General features: G+C 54.5%; 16 protein-coding genes. 9 read left to right on the forward strand and 7 right to left on the reverse strand.

Features of this window, described 5'->3' with window-relative positions:
• Positions 1-834: 834 nt before the first annotated feature.
• From HWV07_RS11065 to HWV07_RS11075, 3 genes are all read left to right on the forward strand, one after another.
• Complete coding sequence (locus HWV07_RS11065; protein ID WP_178334360.1) at positions 835-1197, forward strand: helix-turn-helix transcriptional regulator; 363 nt, start codon at positions 835-837, stop codon at positions 1195-1197.
• A gap of 295 nt (positions 1198-1492) precedes the next feature.
• A complete protein-coding gene (locus HWV07_RS11070) occupies positions 1493-1933 on the forward strand; it encodes a response regulator (RefSeq protein WP_178334361.1) in 441 nt (146 codons plus the stop codon).
• 114 nt (positions 1934-2047) lie between these two features.
• Entirely contained in the window at positions 2048-2356 is a 309-nt protein-coding gene (locus HWV07_RS11075) for a winged helix-turn-helix domain-containing protein (RefSeq protein WP_246279748.1), read from the forward strand.
• 192 nt (positions 2357-2548) lie between these two features.
• Here the strand turns inward: HWV07_RS11075 and HWV07_RS11080 are convergent, their stop codons facing one another.
• The 4 genes from HWV07_RS11080 to HWV07_RS11095 form a co-directional block, all read right to left on the reverse strand.
• Complete coding sequence (locus HWV07_RS11080) at positions 2549-3118, reverse strand: DoxX family protein (RefSeq protein ID WP_178334362.1); 570 nt, start codon at positions 3116-3118, stop codon at positions 2549-2551.
• A gap of 921 nt (positions 3119-4039) precedes the next feature.
• A complete protein-coding gene (locus HWV07_RS11085) occupies positions 4040-4699 on the reverse strand; it encodes a helix-turn-helix domain-containing protein (RefSeq protein ID WP_178334363.1) in 660 nt (219 codons plus the stop codon).
• A gap of 277 nt (positions 4700-4976) precedes the next feature.
• The gene (locus tag HWV07_RS11090) at positions 4977-5780 is read right to left on the reverse strand and encodes a TrmB family transcriptional regulator (RefSeq protein WP_178334364.1); all 804 of its coding nucleotides are present in this window, start codon (positions 5778-5780) and stop codon (positions 4977-4979) included.
• Between the two features lie 320 nt (positions 5781-6100).
• Complete coding sequence (locus HWV07_RS11095; RefSeq protein WP_178334365.1) at positions 6101-6331, reverse strand: hypothetical protein; 231 nt, start codon at positions 6329-6331, stop codon at positions 6101-6103.
• Between the two features lie 375 nt (positions 6332-6706).
• On the opposite strand from HWV07_RS11095, the gene HWV07_RS11100 reads away from it, so the two are divergent.
• Entirely contained in the window at positions 6707-7120 is a 414-nt protein-coding gene (locus HWV07_RS11100) for an EamA family transporter (RefSeq protein ID WP_178334366.1), read from the forward strand.
• A gap of 943 nt (positions 7121-8063) precedes the next feature.
• On the opposite strand, the gene HWV07_RS11105 is transcribed toward HWV07_RS11100, so the two are convergent.
• A complete protein-coding gene (locus HWV07_RS11105; RefSeq protein WP_178334367.1) occupies positions 8064-8285 on the reverse strand; it encodes a HalOD1 output domain-containing protein in 222 nt (73 codons plus the stop codon).
• Between the two features lie 250 nt (positions 8286-8535).
• On the opposite strand from HWV07_RS11105, the gene HWV07_RS11110 reads away from it, so the two are divergent.
• From HWV07_RS11110 to HWV07_RS11125, 4 genes are all read left to right on the forward strand, one after another.
• A complete protein-coding gene (locus HWV07_RS11110) occupies positions 8536-9054 on the forward strand; it encodes a GNAT family N-acetyltransferase (protein WP_178334368.1) in 519 nt (172 codons plus the stop codon).
• A gap of 245 nt (positions 9055-9299) precedes the next feature.
• Complete coding sequence (locus tag HWV07_RS11115) at positions 9300-10211, forward strand: DUF7972 family membrane protein (RefSeq protein WP_178334369.1); 912 nt, start codon at positions 9300-9302, stop codon at positions 10209-10211.
• A gap of 1002 nt (positions 10212-11213) precedes the next feature.
• On the forward strand, positions 11214-11873 hold the full coding sequence (locus HWV07_RS11120) for a helix-turn-helix domain-containing protein (protein ID WP_178334370.1): 660 nt from the start codon (positions 11214-11216) through the stop codon (positions 11871-11873).
• Positions 11874-11940: 67 nt separating this feature from the next.
• The gene (locus tag HWV07_RS11125) at positions 11941-12300 is read left to right on the forward strand and encodes a DUF7344 domain-containing protein (protein WP_178334371.1); all 360 of its coding nucleotides are present in this window, start codon (positions 11941-11943) and stop codon (positions 12298-12300) included.
• Positions 12301-12334: 34 nt separating this feature from the next.
• Here HWV07_RS11125 and HWV07_RS11130 read toward each other — a convergent pair whose 3' ends face one another.
• Together HWV07_RS11130 and HWV07_RS11135 are read right to left on the reverse strand one after the other, a co-directional pair.
• Positions 12335-12607: a PadR family transcriptional regulator gene (locus HWV07_RS11130; RefSeq protein WP_178334372.1), complete on the reverse strand. Its 273-nt coding sequence runs from the start codon at positions 12605-12607 to the stop codon at positions 12335-12337.
• A gap of 157 nt (positions 12608-12764) precedes the next feature.
• Complete coding sequence (locus HWV07_RS11135; RefSeq protein ID WP_178334373.1) at positions 12765-13256, reverse strand: redoxin domain-containing protein; 492 nt, start codon at positions 13254-13256, stop codon at positions 12765-12767.
• A 274-nt stretch (positions 13257-13530) separates the two neighbouring features.
• On the opposite strand from HWV07_RS11135, the gene HWV07_RS11140 reads away from it, so the two are divergent.
• The gene (locus HWV07_RS11140) at positions 13531-15168 is read left to right on the forward strand and encodes an ATP-binding protein (RefSeq protein ID WP_178334374.1); all 1638 of its coding nucleotides are present in this window, start codon (positions 13531-13533) and stop codon (positions 15166-15168) included.
• Positions 15169-15310: the final 142 nt, after the last annotated feature.

Here is a 15310-nt window from a genome sequence, read left to right on the forward strand (position 1 = left end):
AATGACTCAAATGGTAAAGCACCTAGAACCACTCCGATTTACGTCAAACGAGATAAAACTAAGAACTGCTCTGCGTGCAGTGGAGACAGCTATCTTGGATGGGAGAACAATGAGCGATTGCCCCCTCGGGATATCGGGGGGCCTCTAGAGGAACGACACTAATCGGTCGCGAGGGGAAAATCAGTCGCTGCCCGCCCCGTTCATCCGACAGAAGTCAGCCTCCCCACAGGTGCAGTCAGGGGCAATGCTGATCGATTTAATTGTCCCATCTGATCGAACTATCGCGGAAAATATCGAACCGCATAATCGGCACTTCGCAAAACACCTTTGTTCCCCTCTAATTTGGACATTATCCCACCCCGACATGGGTATGCGTTAACAAATAATACTATGGTTTTTTGAGTAAATTGGCAGAGACCCCAGTCAGGCATAAACGAGATCGATCGCTAAGCACGTTTACGCCACGGATGGGCAGTGGGTGGCTCCACAATTTAAGCCACTTTAAATCGGCCACTACAGGCGATAGACACGACGCCTTTTGTATATTCGAAGTACCCAGGGTGGCCGCAGCTGAGGAGACGCATCTACCTACCCGATGCTTATTCTTGGCTCCCATTGTTATCTATAAACATACCTAACTGGTTATCCAATAAGTTTACTCCCCGAGTTGACAAGAACACTTATTATGGTGAATCAGTGGAGCGCTCGCATGAGGGAGGACAGAAACCAACGGACAACCTGGCTATTGCCCACCATAGCGCGTATTCTGGTTGCGTTCGCATGTATCCACACGTCAAACGCGCAGTTCGCGGGTCCAAAGGCAGGTGAGCAGGAATGAACGTCGTAAACGTCCTCGTGAGCGCCGTCAAAGAGGGCGTACCGAATACTCTCCAAGACAACCCCCAAAACAGCGAGAACCCATCGTCCGGGACAGCCCCAGCGAACACTACGCCCACGATTATCGAACACGAGAAGATGATTTCCTCGGAAGAGCAGATTCTCACCCTACTTGATGCCCACGAGGGACGGATGTGGCAGCAAGACGTGGTCACTGAAACTGGGTTTTCGCCGGCAAAGGTCAGTCGTGATCTCTCAGAGCTGGAGGCCGACGGACAGATTGCACGCGTACGGAAAGGTCGGCAGAAGATCGTTGTTGACCCCGAGCGTTTACCTGGGGCACTCACCGAGGAGCGATAGCAATCATGCTGTTGGCGTGGCGTAGCGACTCAATCGCCCCAGCCCCAAGTAGCGTCACGGGGAGCTGACTGGAAGATAGCGTGGGGGCGGAGACTACGATGATTAGCAGATCCCTCTTTACGGTTAGCCACGTCGGGGTGTGGGATTCGTGGATTGTAGGCTCTATACAGTCGGATTGGGACTGGCTGGCGGAGGGGGCTCGCATTTTGGAACGGGGATCTGGAAAGGGAATTTAGGATAATATCAACGAACCTATAGAAAAGGTACTTAAACAACCACCCTAATCAAGAAGGTAATGGGATGGTATATCGAGAAGAATGGCTCTCTAGCCGAGATTCTCATCGTGGAAGATAACCCGGGAGACGCTAGGCTCTTTCAGGAATATCTTTCCGAGGCGGATATCACCAATCCGATTGCCCACGTCTCTACTGCAGACCAAGCCCTCGATTATGTCCACCAGCGCGGTGAGTTTGCCGATCAAGCAGTACCGGATATAGTCTTTCTCGATTGGCGCCTTCCAACAGCGACTGGTGATGAAATCATCCGTCGACTCCCCGATGAATCCGGACCGGATATATTTACGATCGTGTTGACGGGTTCGATGCAAGACCCAGACTCCATCGTGCCAGCTGATCTTGGCGTTGACGGGTTCATGACGAAACCGCTCGATACCGATGAGTTGATTTCGCTTGTCCGCTCCTCTCAGACGCTCTCACTCATCGAGAGGAAGGCGTGAAATACGAGTCAAGGCTCATATTCGGTGAACAGAAGGAAGCGTCACCGGATTCGTCTGAAGGGATGTCACAAGTTGGTGAATTGTCAAATTATACATAGTAGGCGAAATAAAACTATGAGCTATCTGCAGGTGAATACGTCTATCGGCATGACGGACGAATGGAATAACATAGGATTTATCGTTTCCTCGCGGTATCGAAAGATCGTTATCCGCGAATTGCACGAGAACCCGTCAACGCCCTCACAGATAGCCGAGCGAGCGGATGTTTCCATTGCCAATATCAGCAATGCTCTCTCGCAACTCCGGGAGAACAACTGCGTCGAACTTCTCGTCGACGAGGAGCGTCGGAAAGGTCGCGTCTACGGACTCACCGAAACTGGTCAGGCTATTTGGGACGACCTGGAAGAAAAACAATTACTGTAATACCCACCGGCGGCCGCTCTATCTCCCATCCACGGACACGCATTTATCGGCGGGCTGAAGTCATCCCTCGGGTTCGGTGTTTAGGATATTTACGAATCAGTCGGTACAGGGGACGTAGGGATCGGTCAGCGAGATGCTTCAGGAAGCAATCGGTGGACGCGGGTGTTCCCGGTCTGCTTCCGGACGGTTCAGTCAGCCCAGAATGAGGCCGAGCTGTGGGTATTTCTCGATGAAGGGCTCGCCATCGATCTCGTACTGTTCGACGTACTGATCGAGTCCGAGGATGCGGCCAGCGCCGAAGGCGGCCACCGAGAGGAACACCAACATGTACATGAAGTCAGCGTTGATGGGGCCGTGCGCCATATCCCAGTTCCCGAAGTAGAACAACAGCATCATGAGTGCGCCGAAGAACGCGGCTAGGCGGGTCAACAGCCCGACGATGATGCCGAGGCCGATGGCTACTTCGCCCCACGGAACGGCGACGTTCACGAACTCGACGAACCAGGGGGTCTGGCTCATCCAGAGGAACATGCCCTCGAGGGGATTCCCGTTGGTTGCAGCGACGTTCCCGAGATACCCCTGAGCGGCGAACCCGCCGAGGATCTTCTCGACGCCGGAGTAGAGGAACGCGAACCCGATGACGAGGCGTAACGCGAGGACGAACCACGCGCTGAGCGAGTGGGCTTGTCCCTCGACGGTGACGCCTCCGAGAGTCGAACGGAGTTCGTTATACCGAGTCTGCCCATCAGTTGGGGAACTCATGAGAGAAGATTGCCTCCAGTAAGAGTTAATAGTACCTCTGAGTCCCGTCCCGTTGGAAAGGACACCGTATCCTCCGCCGGTCAGTAAGCAGGCCCGGTCGTTCGACTGATTCAGCAGTCTTGACGCACTGGAACCATTCCACCCCCAATCCGGTCGATACAGGTGGCATATAGCATAGTCTGGCGCGCAGACGGCAGGCCTTCGTTTCCGGCTCACCGCACGATAGCAGAGCGTTCGTCCTCCCCACTATATACAGCCTGTGAGTACAACGGTCATAGGCATTCGGTGCAGAACCCATAGTCAATCATGGACTGCATAGACTGTGAGGGGGGCGGAGGCAAATTGACGGAGGTGACCTTCGATAGCGGTGATTCCCTTGAAGGGTTCGTATGCGAGCGCTGCATTACTCGCTATATCGCTGACCCCGCGGTCGTAGAGATCGACCGAGTGCGATTACCGCGGAATGGATAGGTAGGCTGGTTCTCCAATAGTGGAGTGAACGAAACAGGAGGTAAACGACATCCAGTATCGCTGACGAAGCCTTCACCGACCCCACACACTCCCGATCGACCAATGCAAGTGATCAACGTATCCCGTTGAGTTGACCGTCAACTGGCAATCTGATCCAACCTGTGTGTCGGTCGTAGCGGTGGTTAGTGGGTCAGTTCTGTTCGAACAACCTCCGTAACGAACCCGCCGTTCTCGAATTGCATCACGCAGCGATCACACAACTCGAGAGTCTCTGTCGCGCCGGTCGTGTATGTCACTCGAACGTCCCGTGCCCCATCCTGATCGCATTCGTGGCATTCGTTCATGGTCCCAACCATCGTGACGAGTGGCCGTTCCCCACTCTCATTCGAATCTCAGGTTGGCAAGCAGTGTCAGAATTGCCGTTGGCTATACAACACCCTTTTATGCGGGTTAGTCATTCGACTGCTCTGTCTCTGGGAGCGTATCGTCGAGGATGTGCTTGATTCCGTTCCGAAGGCGAGACGCAACGGCCTGCTGGGAGATCCCAAACTCGTCACCGAGTTCTTCCATCGTCACCTCACGCGGAGTTTCGAAGTATCCACGGTCGAAGGCGAGCACCAGTGCTTCTTCCTGTTTGTCCGTGAGTGCCGCTTCGGTTTCGGTTTCGACTGGTGTCAGATCGTGCAGTGCCGTCAGTGTCACCGGAATCCCGACCTCTCGACAGCGCGAGTGAAAGGCTGCAACATCGCTTCGAGAGTCTCCCCGTATATCGAACGTCCACTCCTTGTTCGTGCCGGTTGCTTTGATGAGCGGGATGTCGGTCTCGGTCAGCACACTCAGGACATCGTCGTACTCGAGTGACCACTCGACCCGCAGGAGGTACTCGTCCTGGACGGAATCGACGAGTTGGATGTCTTTCACCCCCGGATGCTCGGTGAACGCCGCCTCGATGTCCTCGACCTCTGTACCGCGCACCCAGAAGTACGGGATCACCACGTCTCGTGAGGGGATTAATCGCTCTAATTCGACCGAGACGTCCGGGAGTTGGGCGAAGACGGTGCCCAGAGGAAATTGGTCGGCTGGGACGGTGACGGTCGCCTCAGTAGCCATACCCCGAACGATGTCGTCCCCGCTGTAAAAGGTGTCCACGCATCAAGTCATCTAGGGATGATACACAGCGGTCGCTGATGATCGTAGGATGGTGGCTCCAGTATTGCTACTGGGTTCCCGACCATCATCTTGTGGCCTTCAGTATAGTGTATGCTATCAATGAACAAACGTATTTTGACCAGCAAGGTCTCGTACCGTATTTCATTGCATGCCAAATACCGCATGTCGTAAATTGTTCAACGAGACGCGGTTGATCGTGGGATGCATACGGTTCCTCTTAGACTCCAGGATCACGTCTCGGGAGTAGTCCTTGCGAGAGGAGTCGGCGGGCGATCACGATCATCCCGTTCCCGAACCCTTCGCCGAAGATCGCGTGCTCGGACTCCGTCGCCAACACGAGCGTACTGACCAGGATCGCCGAACGGTCGGCCAGGAGGAGACGACCGATCTCGGTGTCCTTCTCGGATCGCCCGGGACCGTGAAGCCACTCCAGTCCCGAGATGAACGTCGTCGCCTCTGGCACCTTCCCCTGAATCTGTTCTCGCAGTGACTCGGTCAACGCCCCGATGATGATCTCGGCGCCATCACCGACGTCGTTGAGCGTGGTGATGAGCCCTTGGGTCAGCAGCGACTCGTCGCCGATCACCAGGACGATCTCGTCGGTCGCCGAACTGATGAGGGTGTTCGCCCGGGTCTCGATGCTGGGTTGGCCCGATATCGACCAGACTTCCTGGACGGGGGTTTCTTCTGTTACCTCGGCTCGATCGACACGCTCGAGGGAGTCTTGGAGCTGTGAGATTCTGCCTTCGTAGGTCTTTCGGAGGGTCTCAGTGGCTTCGTTAATCGTGACTGCTCGGAATCGTTTCGGGCTCGAATGATGTACTTCAACCAGCCCCAACTCCTCCAAGGCTTTGACCGCGTCGTAGATGCGCGTCCGGGGGACGTCGGTGATTTCACTGAGTTCTTTCGCCGTTCCCGCGTCGAGCCGAGAGAGGCCGACGAAGGACCGGGCTTCGTACTCTTTCAAGCCGAACTGTTGGAGAAGTTCGGTCGCCTCCTCCAGTGGTTGATCTGGTGGCATGGGCCCGACCCCTCGGAGTGTTCCGAGAAGTGCTAGAATACTGGCCCGAGGAGGGAAAGGTGTTCGGCCTGCCAATCACAAAGCTATTTCAAGCAGGAGTCCTCCTCATCGACTTGGCCTCGTCCAGATAGTAAGACACTCTATTTGCCAGCTAGTCCTCACAGTTGATTGAGGCAGACTCTAGTGATACCTGTCACCCTCATCTGATTAATACAGGCGATAGACCTGCCGATTGTTGGAGAGTGGCCTAAGACCCCCTGATAGATCGGGGAATGGAAAGGACGTCGGATTACGCATACTGCATCACTGATGGAGTCTGGTCAGCGTCCGTCTTGGTGAGGAGCATTGACCCGTTCGACGCCGTCGATTGGTGCTTCGTCCGGTAACTCAACCACGATATGGTTGTACACCTCGTCAGGAGGATAGTGGGCATCAATCCGCTCGATGCATTCTTCGATCTCCCCTCCCCACCGGCCCTGATAGTTGACATCCAAGTCGTCAGTGATGGTTCCCTGATGCCCCTGTCTGTCCCTGAAGAGGATTCGTCTCATCTCATTGTGTGAGTACAATCACACGACGGTTAAGCGAGTCGATTGTCCAGGCGTAACTTGAACGTATATTCACTGTTGAGCCTATCCTAACCGGAGTAAGCTCACCTCTCGTCAGTGGTTCAACCTCCCTCCTCCATTAGCAGGCGAGGCAGTGTGGCTGATTCAGTCTCGTCGTACCGAAACCATCATACTCCCGATTCGGTCGGTATACGGTAGAAACATATCGTTCGGTAGCGTAAGCGATTACCTATTGGGGGATCGGTTTCGTGGTCACTCACCAGTAGGGTTTATCCTCACCGTTGACAGACAACTATGTGAACAGATGACTCACCGACGAGGACGAGGGATTCATTACGAATTCGGGGGCGGTCTTCCGTGAACTACGTGTTGTGGGCGTTGCTGGCAATGGCGTGTTATTCGTTCGCGTTCCTGTTTATGAAAATCGCGCTGCAAGACCTGCCGACGTTTACCGTGATGCCGATTGCAGTCGGGACATTAGCGGTGGGAGCAACGAGTGTGGCGGCCCTGTTCGGCGAGTGGTCGATCCCGTCGGTGACGAGCCGGTCTGTCGGGTTTGCAGTCGCAGCCGGCATCTGTCTCACGGGGGCTGTCGTCGGCTACTTCCGAGCCCTGACAACCGGCCCCGTCAGTATCGTCATCCCGATCTTCGGGATGTTCCTTGTCGGTGGTGCACTCCTCGGAATCGTCGTGCTGGGCGAAGCGGTCACCGTGAAGAAGGCTCTCGGCATCGCACTTGGTGCCGTCGCGGTTGTTCTCATCGCCACATGATACCCCACACACGCTCTGGCTGAGCGAGTTCGGAGAACTGACTGCCCAAGATGCAGGCCCACTCGCACGGTTGATTCAGTCAAATATCCTGGACCAATCTATTCCCGAATCAGTCGATACAGAGGTGTCATTCCTGAATTGCACCTACTGAAAGCTTGTGCCCTGTCTCTCTCCCGTGTTCAACTACCACGTCTGCTGGTAACGCCCCATCATCTGGGTGGACGGTTTTCGAAAACGCACACTCCTGACATTCTACTATCGCTTCTGAAATGGCCCCAACCATACGTTCTAACACCTATGTCCTCCCACTACCTAAGCTATTATCACCAATTAGATATTTATACAACATCCCTGAAAATATCCGATATTATCCCCGCTTTGAAGAATCGAGATCGCCAGTCCACGAGCAGGCTCATTCGTTGGGCTGATTCAGTCTCGACGCGCTGAAACCATCTTACTCACAGATCGGTGGATGTAGGTAACGGACCGCCCGATAGGGGTCCTGGGGAAAGACAGCTGGCGATACTGAATGGAGTGGAATGGAAACCGGCCGCCGTATGAAGCCATCACATAGAGGACTGAACCTCGATTAAAATCTCTGGAGAGTTACTCTTGAACCTCCTCTCGGGCTCAGAGACCTGGGAACTGTTCGACTCTTCTCACTGTTACGTCGGTTGCGAACCTATCGATGCAACCCCGACAGAGATACATCTGATAGATGTCGCCGTTTTTGTACGTTAGCTCAGTACGTTTTCCATCAGGTCCCTCACAGATGTTGCAGTCCATATGGTTGATAGGCTGCGTGGAGTATTAACAAGGTCGACTCTCGTCAGAATATGGTCAACAGACGCGGACAGGCTCTCTCTTGGAATCGATAGAGTTGTGTGGTACCGAACGCAGCAGCCAGGGATCGGTCCGTACAGGAGGTGAACCACTCAGTTCCTCACGGCGTAACGATGACCTCCCCCTCAGGCAGTACTGTAATGTCGTAAAAGAGGTACTCGAAGGTGAGTGGCTCGGTCAGTTCACTCTCGAAGGATGCTATTTGGTGGTACGTCTCGGAATCGATTTTGTCTTCTAACGGTGGGAGGTCGTTCAGCGAGGAGTTCTCGTAGTCTGCGACCGTCTTGACAACCTGGCGCGCTACATCGGAGGGTTGGGGCATACGCAGGATATGTTTCGAAGAGGTAATAAGGACTCCTTTTTCACATAAATTAGACGTTTGAGGGAACGAGTGAATCCTCAGAAGGGCCGGCTATTTACAGGCTCAGTCATTCGACTTATCCAGTCCTATTGCGCTGGATCCTTCTGCACCGTTTCGGTCTATCTAGAGACTGTATCCAGAAACGACGGCTACATCTACCATTGTAGAATAGCATAATAATTTACCTGATACCCTCTACAAAATTCGGCGTATGCCAGGGCCAATATTTCTTGAAGGAGAGCAAGTGACACTTCGCGCAGTTCAGCCAGAGGATTACGAGTTCCTCGTAGGCAACCTCAACAATCCGAAGTTGCGGCACGCTGGATACGAAACCGTTCGTACACCAGTTACCGAAGACGACATCGCGGCCAAAATTGAGGTCGGCAATCATCATATGTTCCTAGTATGTCAAGACGGGACGCCTGTTGGGTGTGCCTCTATCAAGAATATTGACTTGGAGGGCCGCAAGGCCGAGTTAGGCTATTGGATTACCCCTGATCGTCAGGGCAATGGATGCGCGACCGAAGCGGCGGATCTCTGTTTGACACATGCTTTCGATGAGCTTGGTCTCCACAAGGTCTGGGGCCGTACAGTCGGGGACAACGAGGCTTCGAATAGAGTGCTAGAGAAACTCGGGTTTCAGCAAGAAGGGGTTCTCCGCGAACACTGGTATGGGTTCGGCCGATACGTAGATGAGTACCGATATGGTCTCCTGAAATCTGAGCGATAAGCCTGCTCCATTCGGATTGATTCAGTGAATGATCTCCCTCTCAGATTGAATCACAGTAATCAATACGCAGAATCATCCTTTGACTGCTCCAGTCTCGGCGAGCTGGAACCATACTACTCTTGATTCGGTCAGTACAGGTCAGGCACAAAGATTGGTCACAATCAGAGAATCAAATCCTAATACAAAGAGGGGATGGGGGAGAGAGCACACCTTTTCCGGCTGCCTGGTGAAGTACCAGTCAACGAATGGACGACCGATTCAGTCGATGGGTGCTCCTGTCAGGGAACCGATTCAGCGTCGCCACTGGGGTGCTCTTCATCATGACTATGGTGGTGCTCATCCCGCTCATCTTACGGTTCGCCATCCGCAATCTCACGCCGCCGATCTATATCGCAAGTGCATTGATCGGAGGGAACATTACGCTCATCACCCTTGTGGTCGCGATCAATCAGGTGATCCTCTCCCAGGAACTGGAATCGCCGGGATCGCTCCGTGAGGAAGTCGGCCAGACAGCCGACTACCGGCAGGCAGCCCTCGACCAGCCGGCACCACCGACCGACCCAGGGGACTTCCTGGAACAGCTCCTCCAGCAGACCCACGACCGCGCCAGGTCGCTGGCTGAACTCCTCCCCGACTCGACCGATGAACCGGGAACCCACCTTATCGATGAGCTCCCGGAGGAATGTGCCCAGATTAGCGACCAACTCGGAACAGCATCAGATAAGATCGCGTCGGTGATCGTTCCCCTCCTCGGGATCGAATATGCAACCCACATTCAGGAATGCCATCAACTTGAATCGGCCTACGATGAGGGTGAGCATGAACAGCTGCACGCCACGCTCGATGCCTTGAGTGCGGATCTGAAGAATCTCGACATTGCGCGACAGTACTTTACGACCGCATTTATGAAGGAGGAACTCGCGAAGCTCTCTCGCTCGCTTCTGTACGTGGGTGTAGTGGCTGTTTCTCTCCCGGTCGCATTACTCATCTATCTCGCTTCCTTTTCCACGGCGGCTGCCCCGATGCCAGCGATATTCGTCTTCACACTCGTGGTGGTTGTGGTTGGTTTCATCCCGCTTGCGCTCCTGATAGCGTTCATCCTCCGGGTGGCAACCGTGGCCCAGAACATCGCGTCGATCACCCCCTTCATGACGTAGCCACAACCACGACTGGAGATTAATCTCGCCGATGGCTGGGAGACGAGGTGGTTGTACCACATTCACCAAGCCAACAGCACGGCTCTAACATCGTTGTCGATCGGTCTGTCTAGGGATACAGGAATTAATCTCTCTAGAACGTATTCATCACGATAGTCCAACAGGAACCAGGAGCGGAGGATGAGTCGCTCCCTTGCTACCAGCTGCTGTCCGCGACAGGTAGGCGGATTTCAGGGGGTGGCGTTCAGATTAACCCATGACTGTACTCTTTCGTCAGCGACCAGGTTTTGCCAGAGCCCTTTCACTCCTTCCTTGCCGGCTTACACATCCGGCAGCAGATACTTTGAGAGACGAATAAAAAGGTGTACTTACCGCCACATTATGATAGTAAGATGCATCTGTTGATTGAAATAGAAATATCACACCATATTTTGAAAGGTCTCTGCATTTATGACACGGTTGATTCAATCAGCTCGTCCCGAAATCAATACCTGCCCGAGTTGGTCAGTATAGGGAAGCTACGTATCGAGATTATCTGATTTAGAGCGTTTCATTGAATCAGCACGTATCCAACGGCAACAGCGACCCCGAGAATCAGCGAATACGTGTTGGGGACGACAGTGATTGAGAGAAACGAAAAGAGTAGAATACAGACGAGAGCAGTTATTAACCCCAATCCGATTGCGTTGAGATACGTTTTCCACGAGAGAACCGTATCGGCTGACATATGCAGTTTCCCGCCGGCGCAACCAAGTACGTTTGCCTGTTCTATATGCGGATAGGTTTCGGTACCCTATGGGATAGACGCCCGCACTAAACTCAATTTTAGGTCTGTTAGCACGTGACCGACGCGGCTGGTTCTGACAGATGTTCCTGAAACCATGTTTTCCCAAACTGGTCTTACAAGAGACCCGCATATCGGTCAGGATAGGACGTCAAACAGCCCTCCAAAGAAGGTGGACTGGCAGTAGCCCTTTCTCGACAGGACACATCGATTCGGGTATGGCTACTGAAGCGACGTTCACGGTACCTGCCGACCAATTTCCCTTGGGTACCGTCTTCGAACAATTACCGGACGTGACCGTCGAACTGGAGCGGATCATCCCCGCGCGGGACGTGGTGATTCCCTACTTCTGGGTTCGGGGAACGGACGTCGATGATATCGAGGGGGCGTTCACTGACCATCCAGGCGTGGAAGCGATCCAGTTCGTCGATGCCGTCGATGACGAGCACTTGCTGCGCGTCGAATGGGCGGTCGACTACGTCGACGTGCTCAGCGTGCTGACCGAGACCGACATCGCACTCATCGAGGCCACTGGGACAAACAAAGAGTGGAACTTCGAGATCCGTGGGGACGATCGCAACGACATCGCAGCGTTCCAGTCTCGCTGTCGGGAGTTAGACATCCCAATCAGGCTGACCGAGCTGCACGCACTTCAGCCGGTCGAGACGGGTACCGAGGCAGCACTCACTGACACCCAGCAGGAAGCACTGGTGCTCGCCTACGAGCGTGGCTACTACGAATCCCCTCGCGAGGTGACACTGCAGGAACTCGGAGATGAACTCGACATTTCACCGCAAGCCGTCGCGTCTCGCCTCCGACGTGGCACTAACCAGGTCCTCGGGAACACGCTCTTGGACGTAACGACACCGTCTCGATAAGCCGCCTAAAAAGGAGTTGAATACTCAAAAGCCAGAGCGAACTACGTCGCGAAACTCAAGCCTTCTAATGAGCGAGGGTTCGACTGCATCTCACCCAGTCCTTGACCTCAGTGGGCATCGGTATCGTCGTATCATTCTCGCAGCACTCGCAGACGAGCAGCGACCCCTGACGGTGAACGATCTTACGAAGGCCATCATCAAACACAACGACAACATATCCGTGATGGAGATTCCGGAGGGGCGCCTCTCAGAGTTGCAGCTCTTGCTTCATCACGTTCACCTCCCGAAGATCGAATCGACCCGACTCATCACCTATAATCAGGATCGGGGACTGGTGGAGCCGACCGAGCAGCTCGACCGACTGCAGCCACAGATCTCGACGCTCATCGAAGCAGACTCCGCGATAGAATCGCCTGTAGAGCTCTAACTGTGGGCACCCTGTCCCGCGCAGATGAGAGCCTTCAGTCGACGTATTGGGCAATCCAGTTCGCCCGTGCTTCAATTTCCCGCCGGCCACGACGCGTCACCGTATAGACGTTCGACCGAGCATCGAGGTCACTCTTCTCAACGAGACCCTTCTCGACGAGAGTATCCAGGTTCGGGTAGAGACGTCCGTGATGGACCTCTATCTCATAGTAGTTCTCCAACTCGTCTCTGATGGCGAGTCCGTGTGGCTCATCAAGCCCGTTAGTCACATAGAGCAGGTCCCGTTGAAATGCTGTGAGATCGTACATAGAGACCACGATGACTGTCAGAGATTAAACGTACGGGGTCGACGGCATCCAGACGCACTAACGCGCCCTCTCCACCGGCGGTTGTACCTATCAGACTCTCGCGAATCAGGATAGCGTCATCCGTTCGTGGAACACTCTCTTCTACGTATGAGTGGTCTCAATTTTGAGAAGGGAATATATCAACGTTTTTACGAACGTCGTCTAGGACAGCGATATCAAATTCTGCGCTTGCGTCGTCTTCCGTCCATGTGTACACGATTTCCTGAGTGTCGTCGATGACAATGAGGGCACGTTGCGTGACGGCTTCGTGCTGTTCGTACTCGTCGTACTTCAGGCCGTATTCAGCGCTGACGTCTCCGGAGTTATCGCTCAGCAGCGGGAAGGGGAGGTCGTAGCGGTTGATGAATTCTCGATGGGCATAGACACTGTCGGTCGAGATGGCGAGGACGTCGACGTTTGGTGTGAACTCGAGGAATTCAGCGTCTCTAAATTCACAGAGTTCTGTAGTGCAAATGGGGCTGAAGTCGAACGGATAGAACAGCAGGATGGCCACACCACTGGCGATATGGTCATCCAGCGTGTACAGGGATGTCTCATGGCCCTCTGTCCCTGGGAGTGCGAAGCTGGGTGCTTGGTCACCAATCTCCATGCTGGTAGTTACTCGTGAGAGTACAAAACACGTGCCTATCTTCCAATCCTCAATCGCCGAAACCCCCTGCACGTTTACAGCAAGGCTGGGCCAGTCGGTAATCCCCTAAATCAAGCCTCGCCAACTCCGCCACTACAAGCGATACACATCGACCATTCCCGTTGATAGCGATCAGCGATTCAGAGACTATCGGCCAATAAGTAGCGCATGGCGGAGTGCCCTAAATTGCATCTGATGGAATGACCTTTCAGTCTGCTATCCGTTTGGGGCAATAATGAGTGACCGGGCTTCCTCTACCGATTCTCGAGTAGAACTTCTAGCTGAACTTGAGGATCGCGAAGGGACCCTCCAACAGGTTTCAGACGTCATCGCCAATACCGACCAGCCGTTTATCGCACAGGTTGAAGAACTCTTAGCAGTCGTCCGGGAGGCCGTCGGCACGGAATATGCGACATTCTCTTTTGTTGACGATACTACATATGTATTTGAGGCCCTGGACGCCCCAACGGACGTTGAATTGGAGGCCGGGACATCGGTTCCGCTCTCGGAGCTTCCGAACTGCAAGCACGTCATCGAAACCGAAGAAACGCTCGTCATCGAAGACGTCGAAGCAGATGCTCCAGAGTTAGCAGACTCAACGTGGGGGATCGCGTGTTATCTTGGGACCCCCGTGTACGCTGACGACGGCGTCTATGGAACGTTCTGCTTTTACGGGATGAATCCCCGCGACGAGGAGTTCTCCGAATGGGACGTGACGGTCATCGAACTACTCAGTAACTGGCTGAGTGCCGAACTCGAACGGCGAGAACGCGAACAGTCGATCCGCGATGCGAAACTGCAGATGGAGGCAGCGGCCGAGGCCGGTGCCGTCGGCACGTGGGAGTGGAGTATCCCCGACGACGAGTTCGTTACAGGCCCGTCATTCGCCAAGAAGTTCGGAGTCGATCCTGACGCAGCACGCGAGGGTGTCTCACTGGAGCGGTTCGTCTCCTCCATCCATGAGGAAGACCGCGAACGGGTCGAACGAAAAATCGACGCGGCCGTCGAGTCGTGCGGAGAGTACGAGGCGGAGTACCGTGTCTGGAACGAAGCGGGCGAACGTCGGTGGGTCCTCGCTCGCGGCCATGTGGAGTGTGCCGACGACGGGACCCCACGCACGTTCCCTGGGGCGCTGATCGACATCACCGAGCGGAAGAAGGATGAACAACTACTCAAGGCCCTGAATGACCGTCTCCGGGCGACGAACGAACGGCTCGAAAACTTCGCTCACGCAGCATCGCATGACCTCCAGGAACCGCTTCGGATGGTCTCCACGTACCTCCAGTTGCTCGAAACTCGCCATGGGGACGAGTTGAGCGAAGAGGCCCACGAATTCCTCGGATACGCGGTCGACGGCGCTGATCGAATGCGCGAGATGGTCGATAGCCTACTCGCTTATTCACGGGTGGAAGGGGCGGGATCGAGGTTCACAGCCGTCGATCTGAACGACGTGATAGCGGATGTCCAAACCGATCTCCAGCAGCTGATCGAGGAGAGTGAGGGTGAGGTCGTCGTCGAAGAGCTCCCATGTGTCGAAGGGGATGTCAACCAACTCCGACAAGTGTTCCAGAATCTCCTGGAGAACGCGATTCAATACAGTGGGGACGATCCACCACACGTCCACATTTCGGTTGAGGCCGAGAGGGAGTCGGAGGTAGTGGTATCGATCAGCGACGAAGGGATAGGGATTGATTCTGACGACCAGGACCGTATCTTCGACGTGTTTGAACGGCTTCATCCACACGGGGAGCACCGTAGCACCGGCATCGGTCTCGCTCTCTGTGAACGAATTGTCGAGCGCCATGGTGGTGAGATATGGGTCGAATCCGAGCCTGGTGAAGGATCGACATTCTTCGTTTCTCTATCGACGTGAAGCCGCGTCATCGACACGATTACGACGCAGGTGGTCAGACGGGACTCCCGGAATCGATTCCACCCTAATCTGCCAGTACAGGCGTCAAATCAGCCACCCTCTCTGACCAAACCCATAAGCGTGAAGCAGAAATGCCGAACCC

This window comes from Natronomonas salina (assembly GCF_013391105.1).
GTDB lineage: Archaea > Halobacteriota > Halobacteria > Halobacteriales > Haloarculaceae > Natronomonas > Natronomonas salina.

Bases quoted from the DNA above. Each gene is read 5' to 3' on its own strand.
- HWV07_RS11065 (WP_178334360.1), top strand. From the start codon at position 835: ATGAACGTCGTAAACGTCCTCGTGAGCGCCGTCAAAGAGGGCGTACCG.
- HWV07_RS11070 (WP_178334361.1), top strand. From the start codon at position 1,493: ATGGGATGGTATATCGAGAAGAATGGCTCTCTAGCCGAGATTCTCATC.
- HWV07_RS11075 (WP_246279748.1), top strand. From the start codon at position 2,048: ATGAGCTATCTGCAGGTGAATACGTCTATCGGCATGACGGACGAATGG.
- HWV07_RS11080 (WP_178334362.1), bottom strand. From the start codon at position 3,118: ATGAGTTCCCCAACTGATGGGCAGACTCGGTATAACGAACTCCGTTCG.
- HWV07_RS11085 (WP_178334363.1), bottom strand. From the start codon at position 4,699: ATGGCTACTGAGGCGACCGTCACCGTCCCAGCCGACCAATTTCCTCTG.
- HWV07_RS11090 (WP_178334364.1), bottom strand. From the start codon at position 5,780: ATGCCACCAGATCAACCACTGGAGGAGGCGACCGAACTTCTCCAACAG.
- HWV07_RS11095 (WP_178334365.1), bottom strand. From the start codon at position 6,331: ATGAGACGAATCCTCTTCAGGGACAGACAGGGGCATCAGGGAACCATC.
- HWV07_RS11105 (WP_178334367.1), bottom strand. From the start codon at position 8,285: ATGCCCCAACCCTCCGATGTAGCGCGCCAGGTTGTCAAGACGGTCGCA.
- HWV07_RS11110 (WP_178334368.1), top strand. From the start codon at position 8,536: ATGCCAGGGCCAATATTTCTTGAAGGAGAGCAAGTGACACTTCGCGCA.
- HWV07_RS11115 (WP_178334369.1), top strand. From the start codon at position 9,300: ATGGACGACCGATTCAGTCGATGGGTGCTCCTGTCAGGGAACCGATTC.
- HWV07_RS11120 (WP_178334370.1), top strand. From the start codon at position 11,214: ATGGCTACTGAAGCGACGTTCACGGTACCTGCCGACCAATTTCCCTTG.
- HWV07_RS11125 (WP_178334371.1), top strand. From the start codon at position 11,941: ATGAGCGAGGGTTCGACTGCATCTCACCCAGTCCTTGACCTCAGTGGG.
- HWV07_RS11130 (WP_178334372.1), bottom strand. From the start codon at position 12,607: ATGTACGATCTCACAGCATTTCAACGGGACCTGCTCTATGTGACTAAC.
- HWV07_RS11135 (WP_178334373.1), bottom strand. From the start codon at position 13,256: ATGGAGATTGGTGACCAAGCACCCAGCTTCGCACTCCCAGGGACAGAG.
- HWV07_RS11140 (WP_178334374.1), top strand. From the start codon at position 13,531: ATGAGTGACCGGGCTTCCTCTACCGATTCTCGAGTAGAACTTCTAGCT.